Origin of the sequence: Burkholderia sp. BE17 (assembly GCF_009362305.1) — a bacterium.
In the GTDB taxonomy this organism is placed as follows: domain Bacteria; phylum Pseudomonadota; class Gammaproteobacteria; order Burkholderiales; family Burkholderiaceae; genus Burkholderia; species Burkholderia pyrrocinia_C.
In genome coordinates this window covers 246,146-270,332 of the sequence record NZ_WHNU01000003.1, presented here as the reverse complement: position 1 = coordinate 270,332, position 24,187 = coordinate 246,146, and the positions used below count along the sequence as shown (strand labels likewise).

Annotated in this window: 26 protein-coding genes; 13 read left to right on the top strand and 13 right to left on the bottom strand. The window is 65.3% G+C overall.

Going from position 1 to position 24,187, the window contains the following annotated elements; all coding sequences use genetic code 11:
- Positions 1-13: 13 nt before the first annotated feature.
- On the bottom strand, positions 14-145 hold the full coding sequence (locus tag GD429_RS41575; RefSeq protein WP_265334668.1) for a hypothetical protein: 132 nt from the start codon (positions 143-145) through the stop codon (positions 14-16).
- Positions 146-427: 282 nt separating this feature from the next.
- Between GD429_RS41575 and GD429_RS05260 the strand changes: the two genes are divergently transcribed.
- A complete protein-coding gene (locus tag GD429_RS05260; protein WP_152855974.1) occupies positions 428-1,237 on the top strand; it encodes a TlpA family protein disulfide reductase in 810 nt (269 codons plus the stop codon).
- A gap of 561 nt (positions 1,238-1,798) precedes the next feature.
- Here the strand turns inward: GD429_RS05260 and arsN2 are convergent.
- The 5 genes from arsN2 to GD429_RS05235 all read right to left on the bottom strand — a co-directional run bounded on the left by arsN2 (position 1,799) and on the right by GD429_RS05235 (position 5,160).
- Positions 1,799-2,251, bottom strand: coding sequence for an arsenic resistance N-acetyltransferase ArsN2 (arsN2, locus tag GD429_RS05255; RefSeq protein ID WP_152855973.1), 453 nt, complete (start codon positions 2,249-2,251; stop codon positions 1,799-1,801).
- A gap of 127 nt (positions 2,252-2,378) precedes the next feature.
- Positions 2,379-3,101, bottom strand: a complete 723-nt coding sequence (arsH, locus tag GD429_RS05250) for an arsenical resistance protein ArsH (RefSeq protein WP_152855972.1) — start codon at positions 3,099-3,101, stop codon at positions 2,379-2,381.
- Between the two features lie 71 nt (positions 3,102-3,172).
- Complete coding sequence (gene arsB, locus GD429_RS05245) at positions 3,173-4,243, bottom strand: ACR3 family arsenite efflux transporter (protein WP_152855971.1); 1,071 nt, start codon at positions 4,241-4,243, stop codon at positions 3,173-3,175.
- A gap of 64 nt (positions 4,244-4,307) precedes the next feature.
- Positions 4,308-4,802 carry an arsenate reductase ArsC gene (locus tag GD429_RS05240; protein WP_152855970.1) on the bottom strand — a complete coding sequence of 165 codons (495 nt, stop codon included), beginning with the start codon at positions 4,800-4,802 and terminating at the stop codon, positions 4,308-4,310.
- Positions 4,803-4,824: 22 nt separating this feature from the next.
- Positions 4,825-5,160 carry an ArsR/SmtB family transcription factor gene (locus GD429_RS05235; protein WP_152855969.1) on the bottom strand — a complete coding sequence of 112 codons (336 nt, stop codon included), beginning with the start codon at positions 5,158-5,160 and terminating at the stop codon, positions 4,825-4,827.
- Between the two features lie 146 nt (positions 5,161-5,306).
- Here GD429_RS05235 and GD429_RS05230 point away from each other — a divergent pair, with 146 nt between their 5' ends.
- Positions 5,307-5,600, top strand: coding sequence for a DUF1778 domain-containing protein (locus GD429_RS05230; protein ID WP_152855968.1), 294 nt, complete (start codon positions 5,307-5,309; stop codon positions 5,598-5,600).
- A complete protein-coding gene (locus tag GD429_RS05225; RefSeq protein WP_152855967.1) occupies positions 5,597-6,106 on the top strand; it encodes a GNAT family N-acetyltransferase in 510 nt (169 codons plus the stop codon). Before GD429_RS05230 ends, GD429_RS05225 begins: the two co-directional genes overlap by 4 nt.
- Positions 6,107-6,274: 168 nt before the next feature.
- Here the strand turns inward: GD429_RS05225 and GD429_RS05220 are convergent, their stop codons facing one another.
- Together GD429_RS05220 and leuA are read right to left on the bottom strand one after the other, a co-directional pair.
- Positions 6,275-6,682 (bottom strand): peptide ABC transporter ATPase, encoded by a 408-nt coding sequence (locus GD429_RS05220; RefSeq protein WP_072438137.1) that lies wholly within the window; start codon positions 6,680-6,682, stop codon positions 6,275-6,277.
- A gap of 133 nt (positions 6,683-6,815) precedes the next feature.
- A complete protein-coding gene (gene leuA / locus GD429_RS05215; RefSeq protein WP_193727057.1) occupies positions 6,816-8,525 on the bottom strand; it encodes a 2-isopropylmalate synthase in 1,710 nt (569 codons plus the stop codon).
- A 935-nt stretch (positions 8,526-9,460) separates the two neighbouring features.
- On the opposite strand from leuA, the gene GD429_RS05210 reads away from it, so the two are divergent.
- From GD429_RS05210 to GD429_RS05200, 3 genes are all read left to right on the top strand, one after another.
- Positions 9,461-9,850, top strand: a complete 390-nt coding sequence (locus tag GD429_RS05210) for a fucose-binding lectin II (protein WP_048243048.1) — start codon at positions 9,461-9,463, stop codon at positions 9,848-9,850.
- A 129-nt stretch (positions 9,851-9,979) separates the two neighbouring features.
- A complete protein-coding gene (locus GD429_RS05205; protein WP_152855965.1) occupies positions 9,980-10,807 on the top strand; it encodes a fucose-binding lectin II in 828 nt (275 codons plus the stop codon).
- Between the two features lie 148 nt (positions 10,808-10,955).
- Positions 10,956-11,795, top strand: a complete 840-nt coding sequence (locus GD429_RS05200; protein ID WP_152855964.1) for an AraC family transcriptional regulator — start codon at positions 10,956-10,958, stop codon at positions 11,793-11,795.
- A gap of 86 nt (positions 11,796-11,881) precedes the next feature.
- On the opposite strand, the gene GD429_RS05195 is transcribed toward GD429_RS05200, so the two are convergent.
- On the bottom strand, positions 11,882-13,009 hold the full coding sequence (locus GD429_RS05195; protein WP_227791541.1) for a M23 family metallopeptidase: 1,128 nt from the start codon (positions 13,007-13,009) through the stop codon (positions 11,882-11,884).
- A 90-nt stretch (positions 13,010-13,099) separates the two neighbouring features.
- Between GD429_RS05195 and GD429_RS40910 the strand changes: the two genes are divergently transcribed.
- Together GD429_RS40910 and GD429_RS05190 are read left to right on the top strand one after the other, a co-directional pair.
- Positions 13,100-13,279: a hypothetical protein gene (locus tag GD429_RS40910; RefSeq protein WP_227791540.1), complete on the top strand. Its 180-nt coding sequence runs from the start codon at positions 13,100-13,102 to the stop codon at positions 13,277-13,279.
- A gap of 292 nt (positions 13,280-13,571) precedes the next feature.
- Positions 13,572-14,441: a mechanosensitive ion channel family protein gene (locus tag GD429_RS05190; protein WP_152855962.1), complete on the top strand. Its 870-nt coding sequence runs from the start codon at positions 13,572-13,574 to the stop codon at positions 14,439-14,441.
- Between the two features lie 60 nt (positions 14,442-14,501).
- On the opposite strand, the gene GD429_RS05185 is transcribed toward GD429_RS05190, so the two are convergent.
- Together GD429_RS05185 and GD429_RS05180 are read right to left on the bottom strand one after the other, a co-directional pair.
- Positions 14,502-15,644 (bottom strand): branched-chain amino acid ABC transporter substrate-binding protein, encoded by a 1,143-nt coding sequence (locus tag GD429_RS05185; RefSeq protein WP_152855961.1) that lies wholly within the window; start codon positions 15,642-15,644, stop codon positions 14,502-14,504.
- A 70-nt stretch (positions 15,645-15,714) separates the two neighbouring features.
- Positions 15,715-16,752 carry a histone deacetylase family protein gene (locus GD429_RS05180; RefSeq protein ID WP_152855960.1) on the bottom strand — a complete coding sequence of 346 codons (1,038 nt, stop codon included), beginning with the start codon at positions 16,750-16,752 and terminating at the stop codon, positions 15,715-15,717.
- A gap of 126 nt (positions 16,753-16,878) precedes the next feature.
- Here GD429_RS05180 and GD429_RS05175 point away from each other — a divergent pair, with 126 nt between their 5' ends.
- From GD429_RS05175 to dbpA, 5 genes are all read left to right on the top strand, one after another.
- Positions 16,879-17,367 carry an Lrp/AsnC family transcriptional regulator gene (locus tag GD429_RS05175; RefSeq protein ID WP_034181074.1) on the top strand — a complete coding sequence of 163 codons (489 nt, stop codon included), beginning with the start codon at positions 16,879-16,881 and terminating at the stop codon, positions 17,365-17,367.
- Positions 17,368-17,432: 65 nt separating this feature from the next.
- Positions 17,433-17,720 carry a hypothetical protein gene (locus GD429_RS05170; RefSeq protein ID WP_152855959.1) on the top strand — a complete coding sequence of 96 codons (288 nt, stop codon included), beginning with the start codon at positions 17,433-17,435 and terminating at the stop codon, positions 17,718-17,720.
- Positions 17,721-18,285: 565 nt separating this feature from the next.
- Positions 18,286-19,947 carry a malate dehydrogenase (quinone) gene (gene mqo / locus GD429_RS05165; protein ID WP_152855958.1) on the top strand — a complete coding sequence of 554 codons (1,662 nt, stop codon included), beginning with the start codon at positions 18,286-18,288 and terminating at the stop codon, positions 19,945-19,947.
- A gap of 332 nt (positions 19,948-20,279) precedes the next feature.
- Entirely contained in the window at positions 20,280-20,477 is a 198-nt protein-coding gene (locus GD429_RS05160) for a hypothetical protein (protein ID WP_034181070.1), read from the top strand.
- On the top strand, positions 20,474-21,871 hold the full coding sequence (dbpA, locus tag GD429_RS05155; protein ID WP_152855957.1) for an ATP-dependent RNA helicase DbpA: 1,398 nt from the start codon (positions 20,474-20,476) through the stop codon (positions 21,869-21,871). Before GD429_RS05160 ends, dbpA begins: the two co-directional genes overlap by 4 nt.
- 55 nt (positions 21,872-21,926) lie before the next feature.
- Here the strand turns inward: dbpA and GD429_RS05150 are convergent, their stop codons facing one another.
- Both GD429_RS05150 and GD429_RS05145 read right to left on the bottom strand, forming a co-directional pair.
- A complete protein-coding gene (locus tag GD429_RS05150) occupies positions 21,927-22,751 on the bottom strand; it encodes a phosphate/phosphite/phosphonate ABC transporter substrate-binding protein (protein ID WP_152855956.1) in 825 nt (274 codons plus the stop codon).
- Positions 22,752-22,774: 23 nt separating this feature from the next.
- Positions 22,775-23,881 carry a porin gene (locus GD429_RS05145; protein WP_152855955.1) on the bottom strand — a complete coding sequence of 369 codons (1,107 nt, stop codon included), beginning with the start codon at positions 23,879-23,881 and terminating at the stop codon, positions 22,775-22,777.
- Positions 23,882-24,187: the final 306 nt, after the last annotated feature.

The window sequence follows — 24,187 nt, the reverse complement described above, 5'->3', positions numbered from 1 at the left end:
CGACATAGCCGAATTAGAGCTGATAGCCGTGCATGCCGGGATACGCGGTCGTCAGCCAGCCGTTCAAGAGCGGCAGAAACACGTCGGGCGAATAATCGGGCAGCGACACGATGCCGATCGCGAGCCCCGTGATGCGGGGCGGCATGTCACATGCGTTCGAGCACGCTCCAGTACAGGCCGCGCACCGCGTCAGTCAGCAGCCCGATCACGGCCATCAGACCCGTCTGACTCGCGGCCCATCCGCATGAAAATCACGCAGTCCTGACGCAACCGCGCGCATCGAATTCGCAACACGCCGTTACGTTCGCGAAGGGAACCCGTGTGCATCACAGTCGGTCGAAACGCCGCACGCCCGTCGACAGCGTCATCGCCGAGGCGGACAATCCCGTCTCCTGCCCCGCTCGTTCACGTCCACCCTTTTCCTTTCATGCTCAGCATCGGTCCCTTCTCGATCCGCGTCGTCGCGGTAGCCGTCGCCGCGTTGCTGGCGTGGCTCGTCGCCCGTTTCATCCAGCGCCGCCCGCCTGACGGACATCACAAAACCGCCTCGAGCCTGATCCTCGACGTGCTGCTGCTCGGGCTGGTCGCCGCGCGCATCGGGTATGTCACGCAATGGTGGCGCGACTACGCGGCCGCGCCGCGATCGATCATCGCGCTCGGCGATGGCGGCTTCGACTGGCGCATCGGCGTCGCGGCCGCGCTGGTGTTCGCCGGCTGGCGGCTGCGCCGGCTGCCTGCGCTGCGTCGCCCGGTGCTGGCCGGCATGGTCGCGGGCCTCGCCGCATGGGGCATTGCGCAGGGCACGCTGGCGACGTGGCAGCATGCCGCGCCGCCGCTCGCCGCGATGCGGCTCCAAGCGCTCGATTCGACGCCCGTGTTGCCGCAAAGCCTTGCCGGCAAGCCGGTCGTCGTGAACCTGTGGGCGACATGGTGCCCGCCGTGCCGCCGCGAAATGCCGATCCTCGAACAGGCGCAGCGCGACCATCCGGACATCACGGTGCTGATGCTCAACCAGGGTGAAAATGCGCAAGCCGTGCGCGCGTTCCTCGAACAGCAGGGCCTGCGCTTCGATCACGTGCTGCTCGATCCGTCGCTGCACGCGATGCACGCGTACGGGTCGCGCGGGCTGCCGACCACACTGTTCTTCAACGCGAAAGGCGAACTCGTCGAATCGCACATGGGCGAGCTGACCGCCGCACGGCTGAAGGACACCGTGACGCAACGCTTCGGGCAGTAACGCGCGTCGGCCGACAGGAAGCGGCGCGATGCCGCTTCGTCACAACAGTTCGGCTTGGCTGGATCGGCCAACACGCCACCCGCAACACTCCGCACCCTTTCCTCCACCCGGTCTGTACCGGACACTGCTTGCCGCGTCGAATCGATCGCGCGTCATCACGTCCAGCGCCTGCGCGCATTCAAGCCATATCGAACGTGTTCCAACCTAGGCCAAACGGCTAACGTCGATTAAAACGCACATAACGGATCCCAGTGCAGACGCAAATTCCCCTACTGTGGAGATTCGTTTGCGCGTGCGAATGAAGTGATCTTCGCAAAGGGTTATTCGTCATGCGAAGGATGTTGGTCCGAGTTCGACGCGTAAACGAGCGCGGGCCGTGAGTGCAGCAACACCCCCGATCCGCTGACCACAACCAACTTCACAGGAGTTAGTCATGGCTGACGCGAATGATAGCGCACCCGCCCTTTTCCCCGATCGTTTCGTGACGATTCAGGAGTCTTACCGATACCGGACGATCAAGTCGATTCTCCGCAACAAGCATCGCCCGAGGCGGCGAACGGTTTAGCGTCGACGCCGCGTGTCCCGCTCAATCACCTTCAGCATGACGGTCGCAGATGCCGGGCACACACCTGCGAACTGACCGGACGATAGCAGCGGTCCAGGCACGTCACTGAGCGCAATGCGTACAAAACCCTGCCGAGCGAAATAGCGCTCTGCCGTGGTCGTACGCAACGCTACCGCTTCGACCGCGCGACTGCGGCATGCCGCCAGCAAGCGCGAAACGATCGTCTTTCCCAGTCCGCCGCCGCGCGCTTGCGCAGCGACGGCAATCGAACGGATCAGCGCGAAGTTGCCGTGGTATTCGATGCCGCCGCATGCAACGATGCTTTGGGTGTCGACCGCCACCATGAAATTCGGCAAGTGCTCCGCCACACCGGCAACAGGCAAGTCGGAAGCGCGAAGCAGGGCCTCTATCGAGGCCAGATCGGATACCACGGCAGCGCGGAGTGACATAGTGTCGATCCTCGAAGGTTGGAGACCTTGCAGACGGTAGCGATTTGCGGGCGACCATGACCTCGATCGAAGTGCAAGCGGCTCTGCAAGCCATCGTTGATCATCAGAGCCACCGCGCCACCTCACGTCAGATACTCCGCTGATTCACGCGCTTCGACAGTTCCTCCGCGCTTTCCTTCCGCTCGCTATATCGATCGACGAGATAAGGCCCGATATCCCGCGTCAGCAACGTGAACTTGACCAGCTCCTCCAGCACGTCCACCACACGATCGAAATAAGCCGACGGCTTCATCCGCCCGGCCTCGTCGAATTCCGCGAACGCCTTCGCCACCGACGACTGGTTCGGGATGGTCAACATGCGCATCCAGCGCCCGAGCACGCGCATCTGGTTCACCGCGTTGAACGATTGCGAGCCGCCGCTGACCTGCATGACGGCGAGCGTCTTGCCCTGGGTCGGCCGAACGGCACCCATCGACAGCGGAATCCAGTCGATCTGAGATTTCATGATGCCGGTCATCGCACCGTGCCGTTCCGGCGAGCACCACACCATGCCTTCCGACCACTGCACCAGTTCGCGCAACTCGACGACCTTCGGATGACTCTCGGGCGCATCGTCCGGCAACGGCAGGCCGCTCGGATTGAACACGCGCACTTCGGCGCCCATCGCCGTGAGCAGGCGCGCGGCTTCCTCGATCAGCAAGCGGCTGAACGAACGCTCGCGCAGCGAGCCGTACAGCAGCAGGAACCGGGGCGGATGCGTCGACGGCGACGTCGGCCGTAACTGGCCGGCATTCGGCACGCGGAACAGTTCGACGTCGAGTTGCGGCAGATCACTCAGATAATCAGACATGCTTGCGTTCCGCGTGATTGCGATGAATCGTGGCGTCGGTCATGGTCATGCAGATGAATTCTCCAGTTTGCTCAAGCGCGTTCGTACCAGCCCTTCGACCGGTTCACGATGCGCACCACCAGCAGCATGACCGGCACTTCGATCAGCACGCCCACGACGGTGGCCAACGCCGCGCCGGAATGAAAACCGAACAGGCTGATCGCGGCCGCGACCGCCAGCTCGAAGAAATTGGATGCGCCGATCAGTGCCGACGGACACGCGATGTTGTGCTTCTCGCCCACGGCACGATTGAGCCAGTACGCGAGCGCCGAGTTGAAAAACACCTGGATCAGGATCGGCACCGCGAGCAGCGCGATCACCAGCGGCTGCGTCAGGATTGCTTCGCCCTGGAACGCGAACAGCAGCACGAGCGTGGCCAGCAATGCGGCGATCGACCACGGGCCGATTTTTGCCATCGCGGCATCGAACGCCGCCTGCCCGTTCGCGAGCAGCCGCTTGCGCCAGAGCTGCGCGAGGATCACCGGAATGACGATGTAGAGCACCACCGACGTGAGCAGCGTCGCCCATGGCACCGTAATCGCCGACATCCCCAGCAGCAGGCCGACCAGCGGCGCGAACGCGATCACCATGATGCTGTCGTTCAGCGCGACCTGCGACAGCGTGAACAGCGGATCGCCGCCCGTCAGCCGGCTCCACACGAACACCATCGCCGTGCATGGTGCGGCAGCCAAGAGGATCAAGCCTGCGATGTAGCTGTCGAGTTGCTCGGCCGGCAGCAGCGGCGCGAACAGATGCCGGATGAACAGCCAGCCGAGGAACGCCATCGAAAACGGCTTGACGAGCCAGTTCACGACGAGCGTGACGCCGATGCCTTTCACGTGCTGACGCACTTCGTGCAGCGCGCCGAAGTCGACCTTGACGAGCATCGGGATGATCATCACCCAGATCAGCAGCCCGACCGGCAGATTGACCTGTGCGTATTCCATCCGGCCGATCTGCCGGAACAGGCCGGGCAGCGCCTGGCCGAGCGCGATGCCGGCGACGATGCACAGCGCCACCCAGACGGTCAGATAGCGTTCGAAGAAATTGATGGAAGGCTTGGCGACAGCTTGTTCCGGCGGAGCGGCGTTGGACGTGTTCATTGGATGGGTATCGGTCTCGAAGTCGCCGGCGGCCGGTGGATTCGGCCGACCGCTGCGGGAATGCTCAGTTTCGCGAAATCTCGGTCAGTGCCGCCTGGAGTTCGGCGTTGCTCATGCGATCGAGCGGCAGCGCCAGCAACTGCAGCATCCGATAGCCGATCGCCTGGCGCGTGAGTTCGAACGCGAGCCGCTTGCCTTCGTCGCCGCCCACCGCGTTCGACGGATCGGCATAACCCCAATGCACTTTCACGGGGCTGCCGGGCCAGTACGGACACGCCTCCGCGGCCGCGCTGTCGCACACCGTGACAACGATGCGCATTTCAGGCGCGCCATCACCGACGAATTCATCCCAGCTCTTGCTGCGGTAGCCGCTTACGTCGACACCGGCGTTCGTCAACGCTTCCAGCGCGAACGGATTGAGCCGGCCGCTCGGCGCGCTGCCGGCGCTGTGCGCGCGCACGTCCTTGCCGAGCTTCGCGGCCCAATGATTGAGCATGCCCTCCGCGAGCACGCTGCGCGCGGAGTTGTGGGTACAGAGGATCAGGACGTTCGTGGTCATGGGCGAGGTATGCGAAGGCGCTTCAGCAAGGTTGCGGGCCGGACGTCGAACACGCGGACACCGGCGAGCACGGATTGCCGCCGCAGCAGTTCTCCGTGAGATAGGCCAGCAAGCCGTTCATCGTCGCGAAGTTCGCGCTATAGATGACGAAGCGGCCCTCCTGCCGGCTCGTGACGAGCGCTGCATGGGCCAGTTCCTTCAGATGAAAGGAGAGCGATGAAGGGGGCACATCCAGCAGCGTGGCGATCTGCCCGGCAGGCAGGCCCTGCGGCCCCGCCTGCACCAGCGCGCGGAAGACGGCAAGCCGGGATTCGTGCGCAAGGGCCGAGAGAGCGGCGATGGTCTGGTTCGTTTCCATCTTTCCACAATATTCGAATTGTCGAATTCTGTAAACCAGCTTCAGTACCAGTCACACATACCCCAATATTCTGCGGACGGATCGGCAGCGTAATGACAATGTCATTGCGATGGGCGTATACTTCTTTCATTCCCAGGAGGTACCCCATGCCCACATCGCATACCGGATCCCAGCGCAACACGCTGAATCTGCGCATTCAACCCGACGAGCGCGATTTGATCGATCGCGCAGCTACCGCGCGCGGTCAGAATCGCACTGATTTCATCCTGTCCGCTGCCCGGGCCGCCGCCGAAGAAGCGTTGCTGGACGCGGCTTTGCTTCGAGTCAGCCCCGAGGCGATGGCAGCTTTCGTTGCGCTGCTCGACCGCCCGCCCGCGCCCAATCCGAATCTGATCCGTACGTTGCAAACACCGGCACCTTGGGATGGCCCGATCGCATGACGTTGCGCGCCCCGACACTGCTCACGCTCGACCACGCGCAGTCCGGCTGGCTCACTGCGTTCGACTCGGGCGAGCCAACGCTCGATGATTGGCTCAAGCGGCGCGCCCTGCGCAACCAAGCCAGTGGTGCGACGCGGACCTATGTCGCTTGCGACGATAAGCGGGTCGTGGCGTATTACGCATTAGCCTCGGGCGCAGTGGATTTGACAGCGTCGCCGGGCCGGGTTCGGCGCAATATGCCCGATCCTGTGCCGGTGGTGGTACTTGCACGCCTGGCCGTTGATCGTATCTGGCAACGTAGAGGACTTGGCCGCGGGCTCATGCGAGATGCCGGACTGCGTATCGCCCAAGCAGCGGACGCGATTGGCATCCGTGCGGTGATTACGCACGCGCTGTCGCCCGATGCACAACGCTGCTATCTGAGCTTGGGGTTCGAGACATCGCCGCTCGATCCCATGACGCTTATGATTACCTTGGCCGATTTACATGCCGCATTGAAGGCGTGACGATCGGAACCGCATCCGCAGTCCGGACCCACCCTATTCTCAGGTGACGTGTTCGTACTCTTCGGCTCGCGCCACCCTCGTACACGCAGACCAAATCGGCTGCGATCGGTGCACTGGACACCGATGCCAGCCTACGCTTCCAACGACGTATCAGGCCCGACGCCCGGCTTACGGTTGCGAGAACACCATCACGCGCCCCGACACGCGCTGCAGCTTGAGCCAGCCCATATCGGCCGTGAAGCGCAGTTGCTGCAGCGGAAAGTCGAACGACGCCTTCTCGGCCGCGCTCACGACCGACTTGGCAATCCAGCGGATCAGCGCCTTCCCTTCCTCGGTCGTCACGCTGCCGTTCTGGATGCCGCCGTAGAAGTAGCGATTCCCGGCGTTGACCTCGTTCTGCAACTGCATCCAGTGACCCGGCAAACCCGGCAGGGTCCGGAACAGGTCGGCGACCCGCTTCGTCGTCAGGCCGCGCGCCCACAGCGCACCGTTCACGTCCGGCCGGACCAGGTTGTGGCGATCCGCTTCCTGGGCCTGCCCCTTGATGTCGCCCCGCAGGGCATCGAGCTTCGACATGACGCATTCCTCATGGTGATGGGCGCGGGAAAATGGTCCCGCGCGCGCCGCTAGCACGATACGCCCGTTGCGCGAAGTGATCGCCTGTCAGGTTTGTCAGGCCGCGCCGCCGGCGCGGCCACCATCGCCACGCTTACGCGACAGCCTTCACCGCGTGCTGCACGTCGAAAAACGTCGCCTGCGCCGCTTCATCGGCCCGCGCATACGCGCGGTTGACGCCGCTGAGCACCGCGCGGATCGACGCGGTCGTCAGGTTCGCGTCGATGCCCACGCCGAACGCGCTGCCGCGCACGCCCGAACCGGCCAGTTCCGCGATCGCGATCGCCTTCGCATCGGCGCCCTGCGACAACGCGCATTCCTCGTAGTGCTGGATCCGCAGCGGCGTGCGCAGCGCATGCATCAGCGCGTCGAGCGGGCCGTTGCCTTCGCCGCGCAGCACGCGGCGCTCGCCGTGCACGTCGGCGGTCAGCACGATCGTCTCGCGGCCGTCGCGTTCGCTAAGTTCATGGCCGACATAACGCAGCGGCGCATCGCCCTCCACGTATTCCTGCTGGAACAGCGACCAGATCTGCGCGCTCGTCACCTCGTGCCCGCTGTCGTCGGTCAGGCGCTGCACGGCCGCGCTGAAATCGACCTGCAGGCGACGCGGCAGCGCGACGCCATAACCCTGTTCGAGCAGGTACGCGATGCCGCCCTTGCCCGACTGGCTGTTCACGCGAATGATCGAATCGTACGTGCGGCCGAGGTCGCTCGGATCGATCGGCAGATACGGCATTTCCCACACGGCGTCGGCGCGCTGCACCGCGAAGCCCTTCTTGATCGCATCCTGGTGCGAGCCGGAGAACGCGGTGAACACGAGGTCGCCGACATACGGATGACGCGGATGGATCGGCAGCTGCGTGCATTCCTCGGCCGTGCGCGCGACTTCGTTGATCTGCGAGAAATCGAGGCCCGGATCGACGCCCTGCGTGTACAGGTTCAGCGCGAGCGTCACGAGATCGACGTTGCCGGTGCGCTCGCCGTTGCCGAACAGGCAGCCCTCGATCCGGTCGGCACCGGCCATCACCGCGAGCTCGGCCGCCGCGACCGCGGTGCCGCGGTCGTTGTGCGGATGCACGGACAGGATCAGCGCATCGCGGCGCGCGAGGTTGCGGTGCATCCATTCGATCTGGTCCGCGTAGAAGTTCGGCGTGCCGACTTCGACGGTGGCCGGCAGGTTCACGATCGCCTTGCGCTCGGGGGTCGGCTGCCACACGTCGAATACCGCGTCGCAGACTTCCTTCGCGAAGTCGAGCTCGGTCGCCGTGAAGGTTTCCGGGCTGTATTGCAGCGTGAACTGCGTGTCGGTCGCGGCATCGGCGCAGCGCTTGATCGTGCGCGCCGCGTTCACCGCGAGCTGTTTCACGCCGTCGCGGTCGAGGCCGAACACGATCTTGCGGAATTCCGGCGCGGTCGCGTTGTACAGGTGCACGATCGCGCGCTTCGCGCCGCGCAGCGATTCGAAGGTGCGCTCGATCAGGTCGTCGCGCGCCTGCGTGAGCACCTCGATCGTCACGTCGTCGGGAATGTGGCCGCCTTCGATCAGTTCGCGCACGAAGTTGAAGTCGGTCTCGGACGCCGACGGGAACGCCACCTCGATCTCCTTGAAACCGATCGCGACGAGCGTCTTGAACATCCGCATCTTGCGCGTCGCGTCCATCGGTTCGAACAGCGCCTGGTTGCCGTCGCGCAGGTCGGTGCTCATCCAGATCGGCGCGTGCGTGATCGTGCGCGACGGCCACGTGCGGTTCGGCAGGTTGACGGGCGTGAACGGTCGGTATTTCGTCGCGGGGTTCTTCAGCATCATGATGTTCGGTCCTCGGTCGGTTTGTCGGGAAACCGCGGCGCGGCGGCCATCGGCCTTGGAGGCCGGCTGCGCGCGCAGCGGTGAAAGCGGTAAAAAAAGCGGCACAACTGCAAAGCGGTACGGCGAACGACAGCCTTGGCGGTTGGGCGACCGGGACGGAGCGGAGCGAAACGGAAAAAAGACGAGCTCAGGCGCCGGTCGACAACCGGGGCGAGGTCGGTGATGCGGGGGAAATCTGGCGCTTCAGGAACGAAGCAGATGGAAAGCGCGCAGCCGCAGACCCAGCCCGGAGAAGCGGGCTAGTAGTCGTAGCGAGAAGAGGGACTGGGCGGCTTGCATGGCCGGAATCAAATCACAGTGTGGACGGGGCTGTCAACGGGAAGCGCGTGCCTCGCATGGCCGCGCCGTCTGCAAAATCAGTCCCGTCCGATAGGCTGCGGCCTCGCCCGTCGATATGCTTCATGGGTGCGGCGCCGGTGAGGTCCTATTCATGTTCGGAGTGAGTCGGTCCATCCTCTTCGCCGTTCGCCGCACACCCTTCCCTTGCGATCGGGCTTCGGCGTGGGCGTTCGGTGGTGGCCGGTGGGCGCGGCCACGACAGAGATGCTGATGTTGAAACGAACGCTGCCAGATGCGAACACCGAGCGCTCGCCCCGAAGCCCGATTGCCCCGTTGCCGATCCGCCTGTACCGCGCACTATTCAGAAAAACGACATGCGCGCCGGCATAGTTTCCGGAATATATAAAAACATCCTCGATTAAACCTGTTTCATTAAATCGATTCACCTTGATTTTCGATTTACTGAACAATTACCATTCCCATCTGAATATTTTTTTATTTATTTTTCGACATGCTTGTCGAACCGCGTTTCAAACGGCAAACGTTTGCGAGACGCGGGGAGACGCCTTACTACTGATCTTCAGGAGGAAAGCATGGCCGATTCTCAAACGTCATCCAATCGCGCCGGCGAATTTTCGATTCCGCCGAATACCGATTTCCGCGCGATTTTCTTTGCGAATGCCGCCGAACAACAGCACATCAAGCTGTTTATCGGCGACAGCAAGGAACCCGCCGCTTATCACAAGCTGACCACGCGCGACGGCACGCGCGAAGCCACGCTGAATTCCGGCAACGGCAAGATCCGTTTCGAAGTGACGGTAAACGGCAAGCCGTCGGCCACCGACGCGCGCCTCGCGCCGATCAACGGCAAGAAGTCGGACGGCTCGCCGTACACGGTCAACTTCGGGATCGTCGTATCGGAAGACGGGCACGACAGCGACTACAACGACGGCATCGTCGTGCTGCAATGGCCGATCGGCTGACCTGACGCACGATTGAAGGCCGACCACCGCCGGCCGGCCGCCTCTGCGCCGGCCGGCGGTTCCGCGCCCCATTCAGCGGCACCTCACGCAACACCCCCATCGAAAACCGCCTTACCACCGGAGACATTCATGCCCCTCCTTTCGGCTTCGATCAACAGCGCGCCCGTGGTGACGTCCGAGACTTACGTCGACATCCCGGGCCTGCACATCGATATCGCCAAGGCAGAGATTCGCGACGGGAAACTGCAAGTCATCCTCAACGTGCCGACGCCGTACGCCACCGGCAACAACTTCCCCGGCATCTATTTCGCGATCGCGACCGATAAAGGCGTCGTCGCGGACGGCTGCTTCACCTATTCGTCCAAGGTGCCGGAAAGCACCGGGCGCATGCCGTTCACGCTCGTCGCGACGATCGACGTCGGCAACGGCGTCACGTTCGTGAAAGGCCAGTGGAAGAGCGTGCGCGGCAGCGCGATGCATATCGACTCGTACGCGAGCATTTCCGCGATCGGCGGCACCGCCGCGCAATCGTCGTCGCAATCCGGCGGTAATCAGGGTGCCGAAGCCGGTGGCAGCAGCGGCAGCGCCGGCAACATCGGCGGCGGCGGCGAACGCGACGGCACGTTCAATCTCCCGGCCAACATCAAGTTCGGCGTCACCGCGCTCGCGAACGCCGCGAACGAGCAGACGATCGACATCTACATCGACGACAACCCGAAGCCGGCCGCCACGTTCAAGGGCGCCGGCACGCATGACGAGAACCTCGGCACGAAGGTGCTCGACTCCGGCAAGGGCCGCGTCCGCGTGATCGTGACGGTGAACGGCAAGCCGTCGCGGCTCGGCTCGCGACAGGTCGACATCTTCAAGAAATCGTTCTTCGGGATCGTCGGGTCGGAAGACGGCACGGACGACGATTACAACGACGGCATCGTGTTCCTGAACTGGCCGCTCGGTTAAGCAGCGCAATCCTGCCGCCCCTCGCCACGCCGCCCGGCGTGGCGATTTGCTTTGGCGCAGCCGCCAGGCCAAGCGCGTGTCGCAAGAACGATCAAATGCCCCCGCCACCGATAACATATAGTCGGCCCGACACCCTCATTGGCTTGCTATGAACCCGGTTGGAAAAGCACTCTGGTTGATCGAAACCGAACTGGACAGGGAACTGACACTCGACCGGATTTCCGCCGGTTGCGACATGACGCGCTTCGGTTTTTCACGCCTGTTCTCGATGAATACCGGTTGGCCGGTGATGCGCTATGTCCGGTCGAGGCGGCTGACGCGTGCGGCGCGAGCATTGGCGCAAGGCGCGCCGGACATCCTTCACGTGGCGCTCGATGCCGGATATGGCTCCCATGAGGCGTTTACGCGCGCCTTCCGCGATCTCTTCGGCGTCACGCCGGAGGAAGTGCGGGCACGGCGCACTCTCGACGGGTTGTCTCTTGTGGAGCCGCTTCGCATGAAAGAGCTGAAAATCATCGCCGTTACGCCATCGCGCTTCGAAGTCGCCGAAAGGCAGCTGATCGCGGGCCTGAGCAGCCGGTATACCTTCGAAACCAACGAAGGGATTCCGGCGCTCTGGCAAGCCTTTATCCCGTATATCGGCAACATCCCCGGCCAGGTCGGCGACGTGACTTATGGCGTGTGCTGCAACCCGGATGCGGATGGCAGCTTCGAATACATCGCGGGCGTGGAGGTCGAGAGCCGCGACCGGTTGCCCGCTCCATTTCGTTGCGTCGAACTTGAACCGCAACGTTATGCGGTCTTCGAACACAGCGGGCACATCTCCACGCTGCACCAGACCTTCTACAGCATCTGGAACGGCTGGCTGCCGACGTCGGGGTTCAACGCGGTGGACGCACCCGAGTTTGAACGCTATAGCGAGGACTACGATCCGGTTGCGGGTACGGGGGTGCTTGAAATCTGGTTGCCTGTGGAAAAATCCTCGTGAGTTGGGTGTCTACGCGTACGCCGATCGGCCGCGACGATGCGCGCCTGCAACGATGCCCGCCGGCGCGGCCGGCATCCGGTTAGCGGTCAGCCGGCATGCGGCGCGACGGGCGTCGCAATAGCGACCGGCTGCGACCAGGCAGCCGACGCCAGGCGCGTACGCGCGTCAACGGCCAAGCGGTTGAACGCCACACGCCGCTCGCCCTTCAGCGTCGCCGCCTTGGCCGCCTGCACGAGTGCGACCGGATCGACGATACGGTTCTGCCGCCGGACCTCGAAGTGCAGATGCGGGCCGGTCGCCGTCCCCGTACTACCGACGGCGCCGACGCGCTGGCCGCGCTCGACGCGCGCGCCGGTTCGCAGCGTCGGCTCGAACGCCGACAGATGCGCGTAGTACGACGCATAGCCGCCGTCGTGACGAATCACCACGTACTTGCCGTAGCCGCGCGGCTCGGTGCCGATGAACGACACGACGCCGTTCTCCGACGCATGGACGGCACGGCCCGTCGGCGCAGCCAGATCGACGCCGGAATGCACGTGGCGCGCCCCCGTCACCGGATGCACGCGCGCGCCGAACTGCGAGCTGATCCGCGTCGCGGCGACCGGCATCGCGAATCGCGCACTGGAGAGCGGCACGCCGTCGAGGTCGTAGTACGCGCCCGGCGAGCCTGCGTCGGGTGCGAACCACACGCCCGCCACCTGCTGGCCACGATAGCGGATATCGAGCGCCGTCACGCGCACGCCATCCGGCAGCGATGCGTCGTCGTCCGGTTCGAATGCCACGCGGAAGGTATCGCCGATCTCGCCGCGCTGCTTCGGGTCGATGCGCCCGGCCAGCAGGCGGATGACCTGCGCCGCGACGCCGGCCGGCAATTCGGCACGCGCCAGCGTCGCACGCAGGCTGCCGGTAATTGCACCGGCGCGCGTGCCGCGATCCGGCTGCGCGAGCATGAACGGCTCGGCCGACGCCAGATCGACGGCGCTCCGCTCGAATGCCGGCTGCGCGCCCATCGACGGCAACGGCGATGCAATGCCGTAGGCGAACCGCGTTGCATAGCCACGTTCGATCGCACCGCGCGCCGCGTCGCAGAGCACGCGGTAAGCCACGCATGCGCCGAAACGGGTAACGGGATCATCGCGATCGGCACCCGTCGGCAGGTTCGACGCATGCCATGCGTACGCGACGTCGAGCGGCGCCGCCGCCGATGCACGCAAGCCGCCCCACGTCGTTCGGGCAGAACTGAAAAAAGGCACGTCGACAAGGTCTGCCGTTTCCGGCGTCACGGGCGTAAACGGCGCGGCGTCGTGAAACGCCTGCGCTGTCGCACCCTGCGTACCGGCCGCACAAGCCGCCGCAACGACGCCGCGCAGCAGCGCGCGGCGAATCGGGAAACAGCGAACGCCGCGTCGGGCGGGTTGACCTTGTTCGCGTGCGAGACGGAAACGCAGGTTCAACCGCATGACGTCGTCACTCGCTATCAATGAAAAATCGGGAAAAAACCGGGTATCGCGGAGAAACTAGCGTCGCGATCCGGCAACGTGAAACCGATTGTATCGGCGTGCTTGAGACGGCTGAATAGGATAAATCCTATTTTATTGAGGCACCGATTAGTACTAGAACGAAATCGCGATTTCACCGTCCGACGGCGGGCCAGTCCGACCCCGTGCATTCGCGCGAAACATCGCGTGCCGTGTACAGTCGAGGGTTGCCGCGCCTGCCCGACAACGGCGGGCGCGCCACGCGTCGCGCCATGTGTCTCCAAACCGGAATCCCGTCATGTTTCTCGATCATCTTCATCCGGAACGCTGGACGTTCCTGTGGAACGCGCTGTCCACCCTTTCCATCAAGCTGTGCGCGGGCCTTGCGCTGCTCGTCGCGGGCTGGTGGCTGTCGAAACGCATCGGCAACTGGCTGAACCGGCTGCTCTCGAACAAGGAGCGCGTCGACGACACGCTGCGGCCGATTCTCTGCGACGTCGCCGTGTGGGGCATCCGCATCGTCGCGATCGTCGGCGCGCTGTCGCAGCTCGGCGTCGAAACCGCGAGCATCGTCGCGGTGCTCGGCGCGGCCGGCCTCGCGATCGCGCTCGCACTGCAGGGCACGATGCAGAACATCGCGGCCGGCATCATGCTCCTGCTGCTGCGGCCGTTCAAGGTCGGCGACTATATCGACGGCGGCACCGGCGTCGCGGGTACCGTCGACGAGGTCGGGCTCTTCATGACGCGGCTGACGAAGCCGGACGGCATCTGCGAATTCGTGCCGAACAGCGCGCTGTGGGGCAGCTCGATCCGCAACTACACGCGCAATCCGACGCGCCGCCTCGATCTCGAAGTGGAAGTGTCCGTGCATGACGATATCGATCGCGCGCTCGACGCGCTGCGCGCGCTGGCCGAAGCCGATCCCGACGTGCTGCAGGATCCGGCGCCGGACGTGATGGTGATGCGCTTCGACGACAGCACGGCCGTCGCGAACATGCGTGTCTGGACGCATACCGACAAGTTCTGGGCGATGCGCTGGCGTCTCGCGCGCCAGGTGCGCAAGGCGCTCGACGATGCGGACTGCGCACTGCCGATCCGCACGCGCGAGCTGCACATCGTGCACGACGCGGAACGTCGCGCGGACAGCGTGCGCGTGCGGGCGTCGTAACTCGGAACGACGTCGGGGCGCGTTACCGCGCATCACGCGCGGCGTGCCCCGGCTTCGTCGTCACATCTTCACGATATCGAGCAGCGCCTTCTTGCCGCTCCTGTACGTGAACACCGAGATCGCGCCGTGCTTCAGGTCGCCCTGCGGCGTGAAGCTCGTTTCGCCGATCACGCCGCGATAGTCGGTGGCCGGCATCGCGGCCAGCACCTTCGCCGGGTCGGTCGCGTTCGCGCGCTTCATCGCGTCGACGATGATGTACACCGCGTCGTACGAGAACGGCGCATACACCTGCATCGGCTGGTGGTAACGCGCTTCGTAGCGCTTCGCGAACGCCGCGCCGCCCGGCATCTTCTCGAGCGCGATGCCGGCTTCGGAGCACACGACGTTGTCGGACGCCGGGCCCGCGAGCTTCGGCAGGTCGGTCGAGCACACGCCGTCGCCGGCGAGGATCTTCGCGCGCATGCCGAGCTGGCGCGCCTGCTTCGCGAGCGGGCCGCCCGTCGCGTCCATCCCGCCGTACATGATCGCGTCCGGGTTCGCGCCCTTGATCTTCGTGAGGATCGCGCGGAAGTCGATTGCCTTGTCGTTGGTCGCGTCGCGCGACACGACCTTCATGCCGGCCGCCTTCGCGGCCTTCTCGAACTCGGTCGCGAGGCCCTGCCCGTACGCGGTCGAATCGTCGACCACCGCCACCGTCCTGATGCCCATGTTCTTTGCCGCGTACATCGCGAGCGCCGGCCCCTGCTGCGCATCGGTCGCGACGACGCGATAGGTCGTCTTGAAACCCTGGTGCGTGTATGTCGGGTTGGTCGCCGCCTGCGAGATCTGCACGACGCCGCCGTCGCGATACACGCGCGACGCCGGAATCGACGTGCCCGAGTTGTGATGGCCGACGACGCCGACGACCTTGTCGTCGACGAGCCGCTGCGCGACCTGCGTCGCGGTGCGCGGATCGCCCGCATCGTCCTGCGCGTCGAGCTGCAGCGTGACTTTCCTGCCGCCGATCGTGAGCCCCTTCGCGTTGATTTCCTCGACCGCGAGCCGCGCGCCGTTTTCGCTGTCCTTGCCGAGGTGCGCGATCGCGCCGGTCAGCGGCGCGACGTGGCCGATGCGCACGATTTCGTCCGCGTGCGCGGAAAACGCGGACAGCGCGCATGTCAGCGTGGCCGCGGTGGCGAGTGCCGTCTTGTGATGTCGATTCATGCTTGTCTCCTTCGTTGTCGCACTTCGTTCGTATTCGGATACGTCGTTCGTTGAAGGCAATGCCACGTGCTTACGCGCGCCCTTCGAAACCCAGCAGTACGTTCACCGCGTTGATGCCGATCTCGTCGACCATGTAGCCGCCTTCCATCACGAACAGCGTCGGCAGGTTCAGGCGCGCGAGTGCCTCGCCGATGCGCAGGTAGTCGGGCGAGCGCAGCCGGAAGTGGCTGATCGGATCGTGCTCGAACGTGTCGACGCCGAGCGACACGACGAGCAGATCGGGTGCATGCGCAACGATCGCGGCCGCCGCATGGCCAAGCGCCGCTTCGTAGGTGTCCCACTGCGTGCCCTTCGGCAGCGGCAGGTTCAGGTTGAAGCCTTCGCCCGCGCCCGCGCCGCGCTCGTCCGCGTAACCGGAGAAGTACGGATACGACACCGATGGCTCGCCATGGATCGACGCGAACAGCACGTCCGCGCGTTCATAGAAGATGTCCTGCGTGCCGTTGCCGTGATGGAAATCGACGTCGAGCACCGCGACGCGCGCCGCGCCGCTCGCGATGCCGTGCTGCGCCGCGATCGCCGCGTTGTTCAGGTAGCAGTAGCCGCCCATGTACTCGCGGCCCGCGTGGTGGCCGGGCGGCCGGCACAGCGCGAAGGCCGCGCGCGCGGCGCCGTTCGACAGCAGGTCGGCGCCGGTCAATGCCGAATTCGCGCTCGCGCTCACCGCGTCCCACGTGCCCGCATTGATCGGCGCGCCGGCGTCCATCGCGTAGAAGCCGAGCTTGCCGTCGATGAACTCGGGCAGCGTCGCGGCCGCCGGCATCGCGCGCACCGGCCACACGAGCGGCAGCGCCTGGCAGGTGCGGCCGGTCGCGGTCCATTCGTCCCACGCGCCGGCGAGGAACTCGACGTAGCGCGCGCTGTGCGCGCCGGCATAGCTGACGCGATCGAACGCGCGCGGCGCGATCACGTCGCCGAGGCCCGCCGCGCGGACCTGCGCGAGCACCGTTTCGGCGCGCAGGGGGTTTTCGAACGACTCGGTGATCGCGCCGTCCTTCAGTTCGACGCCGCGATGCAGGTGGTGATCGCTGCTGTAGACCGTGAGCATGGTTGACCGTTGCAGTGATGGCAGTGAGGGGGTGGCAACAGTCTATTGACGCCGACCGGCAATAACTTTGCTTTTCACATTCCCGTTTCGTACAATTTTGAGAAAACTGTCTACGGAATCACGGATATGAGCAAAAATCGCGCTTCGGTTGAACTGGACGGCGTCGACCGCGCGATGCTCCGTCTCTTGCAGGAAGACGGCGCGCTGTCGAACGCGACGCTCGGCGAAAAGCTGTCGCTGAGCGTCACGCCGTGCTGGCGCCGCCGCAAGCGGCTCGAGGACGAACGCGTGATCACCGGCTACCAGGCGAATCTCGACCGGCGCGCGCTCGGGATGAACGTGTTCGCGTTCGTGCAGGTGACGTTCAACATGCACTCGGGCCAGGATTCGGATCACTTCGAGGATGTAATGCGGCGGCACGACGAGGTGCTGTCTTGCCACAAGATCACCGGCGCGGCCGACTACATCCTGCAGGTCGTCGCGGCCGATCTCGACGCGTATGCGGAATTCGTCGAGCGTGTGCTGAGGAAGCAGGCCGGCGTGTCGTCGATCCAGTCGAGCCTCGCGTTGCGCGAGGTGAAGTTCTCGTCGCGCGTGCCGGTGCCGGACGCGTGAATGGCGCGATGAATGCGCGGGCCGTCATTCCGTTCCCTCAACCTCATCCCATGGAGCACTACCCGATGAAGCGTTTCATCCCCTCCGTCTCGATTGCCGCCGCGCTTGCATGCGCATTCGCATTGAGCGCCTGTGCGGCGCAATCGTCTGCACCTGCCGATTCGTCGGCGCCGGCCGCGCCGCCGATGGTCGGCGGCGATCGCGATGCGCACGGCTGCATCGGCTCGGCCGGCTACGCATGGTGCGAACAGACGCAGCAATGCGAGCGCCCGTGGGAACTCGCAAAGAAACAGGGCTTCGCGAATTCGGCGCTGTCGTACGAGCAGTTCTGCAGGAATAATTCGGCGAAGTGAGCGGATCGCGGCACGATGCCGCGACGCAATGGCGTGCCGGCGCGAAGTATTGCGTGATCGCTCGCGCATTGCATCGGCGCATCGACATTCCGACGATTCAACGTGTCGACGTTTCGCATCGGCGCGCGCCACGCCATCAAATTCCCACCGGTTTTCCGGCGCCGCACACCCCGATTCCGGAAACCCGGACACGCGAAAAACCCCACAAAAACAAGGACATTTTTCGCGTGCGACACGGCAATCGACATCGGTTATATTACGCGCCCCTTGCCACCCCGCCCCCGCCACACGCGTCGCGCGCGGCCTCTTTTCACGCAGCCTGAAGCGTCGTCCGCGCAGGCTTGCCGCAGGGGCCCGGGCGCGTTGCGCGCCACCGCGACGCAGGTGATTGCCCGCCCGCAAGAAGCCGATCCGAAGGTGTCCTCCTCAACGGCTTCGCGTGCGCAAATGCAACGGCGAGCAGCGCCGATCCGGAATTCCGGATTCGTGATCCGGATCTCCGGATGCGCGTATCGGCCGCGATCGAAACGCTCGTCGGGCGGCATGGCAAACCGATGCATCCAAGTTGAAGAAGGGATCTGCTGTGATCAAAACGTTACGGGTAATACTGTCGGCGCTCGCGCTGTGCGTCGCCGCGTCGTCCGCGCACGCGGCCGATACGAAGAAGGTCGACGTCCTGCTGGTGGGCGGCGGCATCATGAGCTCGACGCTCGGCGTCTGGCTGCACGAGCTTCAGCCTGACTGGTCGATGACGATGGTCGAGCGACTCGACGGCGTCGCGCTCGAAAGTTCGAACGGCTGGAACAACGCGGGCACCGGCCACTCCGCGCTCGCCGAACTCAACTACACGCCGGAAAAGGCGGACGGCAAGATCGACATCTCGAAGGCCGTCGAGATCAACGAATCGTTCCAGATCTCGCGCCAGTTCTGGGCATGGCAGGTCAGGCAGGGCGTGCTGAAGAACCCGCATTCGTTCATCAACTCGACGCCGCACATGAGCTTCGTGTGGGGCGACGACAACGTCCGCTTCCTGAAGAAGCGCTACGAAGCGCTCCAGGCAAGCCCGCTGTTCCGGGGCATGCAGTATTCGGAAGACTACGACCAGATCAAGCAGTGGGTGCCGCTGATGATGGAAGGCCGCGATCGCAAGCAGAAGGTCGCCGCGACGTGGACGCCGATCGGCACCGACGTGAACTTCGGCGAGATCACCCGCCAGTTCGTCGGCTACCTGAAGACGCAGCCGAACTTCACGCTGTCGCTGTCGAGCGAAGTGCGCGAGATCACGCGCAACGCCGACGGCACGTGGCACGTGTCGTGGGTCAAGCTGCATTCGGATGAACCGCCGCAGGCCGTCGACGCGAAGTTCGTGTTCATCGGCGCGGGCGGCGGCGCGCTGCACCTGCTGCAGGCGTCGGGCATCCCCGAGGCGAAGGACTACGGCGCGTTCCCGGTCGGCGGCTCGTTCCTCGTGACCGACAACCCCGACGTCGTGAAGCAGCACCTCGCGAAGGCGTACGGCAAGGCGTCGGTCGGCTCGCCGCCGATGTCGGTGCCGCACCTCGACACGCGGATCATCGACGGCAAGAAGATCATCCTGTTCGGGCCGTTCGCGACGTTCTCGACCAAGTTCCTGAAGAACGGCTCGTACTTCGACCTGCTCACGAGCACCAACACGCACAACGTCGCGCCGATGATGCGCGTGGGCGTCGACGAATTCCCGCTGGTCCAGTATCTCGCCGGCCAGCTGATGCTGACCGACGACGACCGCTACAACGCGCTGAAGGAATACTTCCCGAACGCGAAGAAGGAAGACTGGCGCCTGTGGCAGGCCGGCCAGCGCGTGCAGATCATCAAGCGCGACCCGGTGAAGGGCGGCGTGCTGAAGCTCGGCACCGAGATCGTCAGCTCGCAGGACGGCAGCATCGCGGGCCTGCTCGGCGCGTCGCCGGGGGCGTCGACGGCCGCGCCGATCATGCTGAACCTGATGAAGAAGGTGTTCAAGGACAAGGTCGCGACGCCCGAGTGGCAGCAGAAGATCCGCCAGATCGTGCCGAGCTACGGCACGAAGCTGAACGACAGCCCGGCGAAGGTCGTCGAGGAATGGACCTACACGAGCGACGTGCTGCAGCTCGCGCCGCCGCCGAAGATCGACGTCAACGTGCCGTCGCAGGCAGTCGGCACCGCGCCGGCCCGCCCGGCGAAGGCGTCGGCCGACATGGCGCTGTAACGCGTACGACCGCCGTGCGGCGCCGTTTCGCCGCACGACATGGCCGCCCTCCGGGGCGGCCATTTTTCATGGCACGGACCGGAGGCGACGTCCACGCCGGCCGCCCACGCCGGTCGCCCGCAGCCGTCGCCCACTGCCGGTTGCCCACTGCCGGTCGCCCGCATCCGCTAGAATTGCGGCACGCGCGACCCCGTCGCCGCCCGATCCATCATCCGCATCGACGCAGTCCAAGCGACCGCCGGTGCGGCCCGCGCCCGAGCCGCGCGAGCGCCGCACACCGTTGCCGCGCCCGCCCGGGCGCGCCACCAACCGAATTCAGCTGGAGAAAGACCGTGTTTACCTGCAGAAACCAGAGCTGCGGCACGCAGTGGGAAACGTCCGACGTCGTCATCAAGGACGAAGGCCAGGGGCTGTTGTTCCGCTGCCCGCTGTGCGGCGCGCGCAACTATCTCGAACGCTTCGAAGCCGACGACGGCACCATCGTCTACGAACAGATGGAAGGCAAGCCTTACCTCGGGGACCTGGAATGACCCAACCGACCGCAGCGCCCTTCAGCGCGCTGCCGCTGACGCCCGCCACGCTCGCCAACCTCGCGCAGCTCGGCTATGTCGACATGACGCCGATCCAGGCCGCGAGCCTGCCGATCGCGCTGGCCGGCCAGGACCTGATCGCGCAGGCGAAGACGGGCAGCGGCAAGACAGCCGCGTTCTCGCTCGCGCTGCTGTCGCGCCTCGACGCGCGCCGCTTCGACGTGCAGGCGATGATCCTGTGCCCGACGCGCGAACTCGCCGACCAGGTCGCGCAGGAAGTGCGCCGCCTCGCGCGCGCCGAGGAAAACGTGAAGGTGCTGACGCTGTGCGGCGGCACGCCGATGCGCCCGCAGGCGCAGAGCCTCGAGCACGGCGCGCATATCGTCGTCGGCACGCCGGGCCGCATCATGGATCACCTCGATCGCGGCAACCTGAAGCTCGACGCGCTGAACACGCTGGTGCTCGACGAAGCCGACCGGATGCTCGACATGGGTTTCTTCGACGACATCGCGAAGGTCGCGCGGATGTGCCCGACGACGCGCCAGACGCTGCTGTTCTCCGCGACCTATCCGGACGGCATCGTGAAGCTGAGCCAGCAGTTCCTGCGCAATCCGAAGGAAGTGAAGCTCGAAGAGCGCCACGACAACAGCAAGATCCGCCAGCGCTTCTATGAAGTGACCGAGAACGAGCGGCTGCACGCGGTCGGCCAGTTGCTGAACCACTACCGGCCCGTGAGCACGATCGCGTTCTGCAACACGAAGCAGCAGTGCCGCGACCTGCTCGACGTGCTGCATGCGCAGGGCTTCCACGCGCTCGCGCTGCACGGCGAGCTCGACCAGCGCGAACGCGACCAGGTGCTGATCCAGTTCGCGAACCGCAGCTGCTCGGTGCTGGTCGCGACCGACGTCGCCGCGCGCGGGCTCGACATCGCGCAGCTCGAAGCGGTGATCAACGTCGACGTGACGCCGGACCCCGAAGTGCACGTGCACCGCATCGGCCGCACCGGCCGCGCCGATCAGGACGGCTGGGCGCTGAGCCTCGCGAGCATGGACGAGATGGGCCGCGTCGGCGCGATCGAGCAGGCGCAGAAGCGCGACGTCGAATGGCATCCGCTCGCCGAGCTGAAGCCGGCCGGCGACGACACGCTGCTGCCGCCGATGGAAACGCTGCAGATTCTCGGCGGACGCAAGGACAAGATCCGCCCGGGCGACGTGCTCGGCGCGCTGACCGGCGATGCAGGGTTCGACGGCAAGCAGATCGGCAAGATCAACGTGACCGAGTTCGCGACCTATGTCGCGATCGAGCGCGGCGTCGCGCACGATGCGCTGCGCAAGCTCAATGCGGGGAAGATCAAGGGCAAGCGGGTCAAGGTCCGGTTGATGGACGAAGAGTGACGGGAAGCGGCGCGGACGGTCTCACCGTTGCGCGCCGCCCTGCACCACCCGCACCTCACGCCAGTTCCGGATACCCGTGCGCGGCGGCCTCCCGCGCAAACCGCGCAATCGTCTCGTAGTCGTCCGGCGACAGCCGTTCGAATCCCTTCAGTCTCAGCACGCGCGAGCGCTCCGCATCGGCCGCGACCGCGCGATCGAGCGCATCCTGCAATGCGGCGACCTGCGTTTCCTCCAGCGCCCGCGATGCGATGAACGGCAACCCCGGCGCGGATGCCGTCGTGCCGATGATCCGGATCTCCTTCAGCAAGCCGGGCAGCGCATCGCGCACATACGCGAACGTCACGCAGTCGATCGCCGCGCAATCGGCTTCTCCTGACGCCAGCGCACGCAGCACGTTCAGGTGCGAACCGAACGGCGTGACCGATCCGAAGAATCTTCCGTCGTGCGCATGCGGCGCGACCGCGTGACGGAACGCGTTCATTCCGCTGTGCGAATCACCGCCGTTGAATGCGGCCCTCAACCCGCGACATGCGGCGAGCGTGGTCGCGCCGCCCGCATGCACGCGCGCCGACACGACCAGCACGCTGCGGTAGCGTGCGCCATTGCAGCCTTCGGCATCGAATACGGGCGTCGCGACCAGATGCACCGTATCGCGCAGCCCGAGCATCCGGTATGGATAGCCGCAGGTCTGCGACAGCAGCAGATCGTCGCGCCGCCACAGCGCGTGCAGGTCGTCGAACGGCTCGTCGGGCAGCGCGACGTCCGCCGGCCCGCCCGCGTTCGCGAACGCATCGAGTGCGTCGCGCAGCAGCGCGCGCCACAGCGCGGCGTGGCGCGGCGTCACGTTGTACATCGGCAGTTCTGCGATCCATTGGCTCATGCGCGCATTCTACGGTCGAAACGTCAGAACACGTGCCGGATACCCGCGCGCCCGACCGCCTGCTTCTGGTTGCCCGACGGATTGAAGCCCGCGATCTGCGCGACCGGCGCGTCGCCCGCCGCCTTCTGGAACGCACCCATCACATAGACGCTCGTGCGCTTGGACAGCGCGTACTCGACGCTCAGGTTGAACTGGTGATACTTCGGCTCCGCGTTCGTCGCATGGTCGCGGCCCGTCGTGTACGTGTAGCCGGTGCCGATCGTCACCGCGGGCGTCGGCGTGACGAGCGCCGACAGTTCGTAGTTCTGGAACGTCGCGTCGTGCCCCGCGCTGCCTTGCTGGAAGTTCGTGTTCGTGAAGTCGGCCAGCACCTTCAGCCACTGCACGACCTGGTACGACGCGCCGACGCCGAACACCTTCTGCGCGCGCGCCGCGTCGAGGTAGTTGCCGTAGATCGCGTTCGTGAAGCCCGGATAGTTCTGATAACCCTGCGTCGACACGCCCGGGTTGTTGATCCGCAGGTAGCCGATGCCGATGCCGACCGGCCCCGCCGCATAGCTCGCGCCGACGCTGAACGTCGCGTTGTCGGAGAACCGGCCCGGTTGCCCGCCGAACGCATAGAGGCCGCCGAACGTGACGCCCGCGATCGTCGGGCTGCGGTATTTGACCGCGTTCGAGATCGGGAAGCCGTTGTCGGTGTTGTCCATGTCGTTCGGATGCGCGAAGTAATAGCCGCCGATGTTGCCGTTCAGCGTGAACGGCTCGACATAGTCGACGATCGAATCCCACTGGCGGCCGAGCGTGAGCGTGCCGAGCCTCGCGTCGTTCAGGCCGACGTATGCGTTGCGCGAGAACGCGAGCCCGCTGCCGAGACGGCCGGAATTGATGTCGAAGCCGCTTTCGAGCCGGAAGATCGCGCTCAGGCCGCCGCCGAGATCCTCGGTGCCGCGCACGCCCCAGCGGCTGCCGGCCGTCACGCCCGACGCGAGCTGCACGAGGTGCTTGCCCTGCACGTTCGATACGTAGTCGACGCCATCCTCGACGATGCCGTACAGCGTGACGCTGCTTTGCGCGTGGGCGGCGGCGGTGGCGGCCGCGGCGAGCGGCAGCGCGAACAGGAGTTTCTTCATCGGGATGTTCCGTTTTATTTGTTCAGAAATGCGAACCGTCAGCGGGGAATGCGGGACTATATCGATGCGCCCGGCGCGCGCCAACGAACGAATCGAGAATTCGATTCCAGAAATTTCCCGGCCACGCCCCGTCGGACGCCGGCCGGCAGGCTTGTGAGCCATCGCGATAAGCAAATGCGAATCGATTGATTGGCCGTCCCGCATCGGTTCGGTAAAGTTCGCGTTCCTTCCGAATCGTCGCGAGCCGCCTGAGGTTCGCCCGCACGTCGCATCGCGGCGGGCGCACCGGGTCGGCCGTTTCGCAGC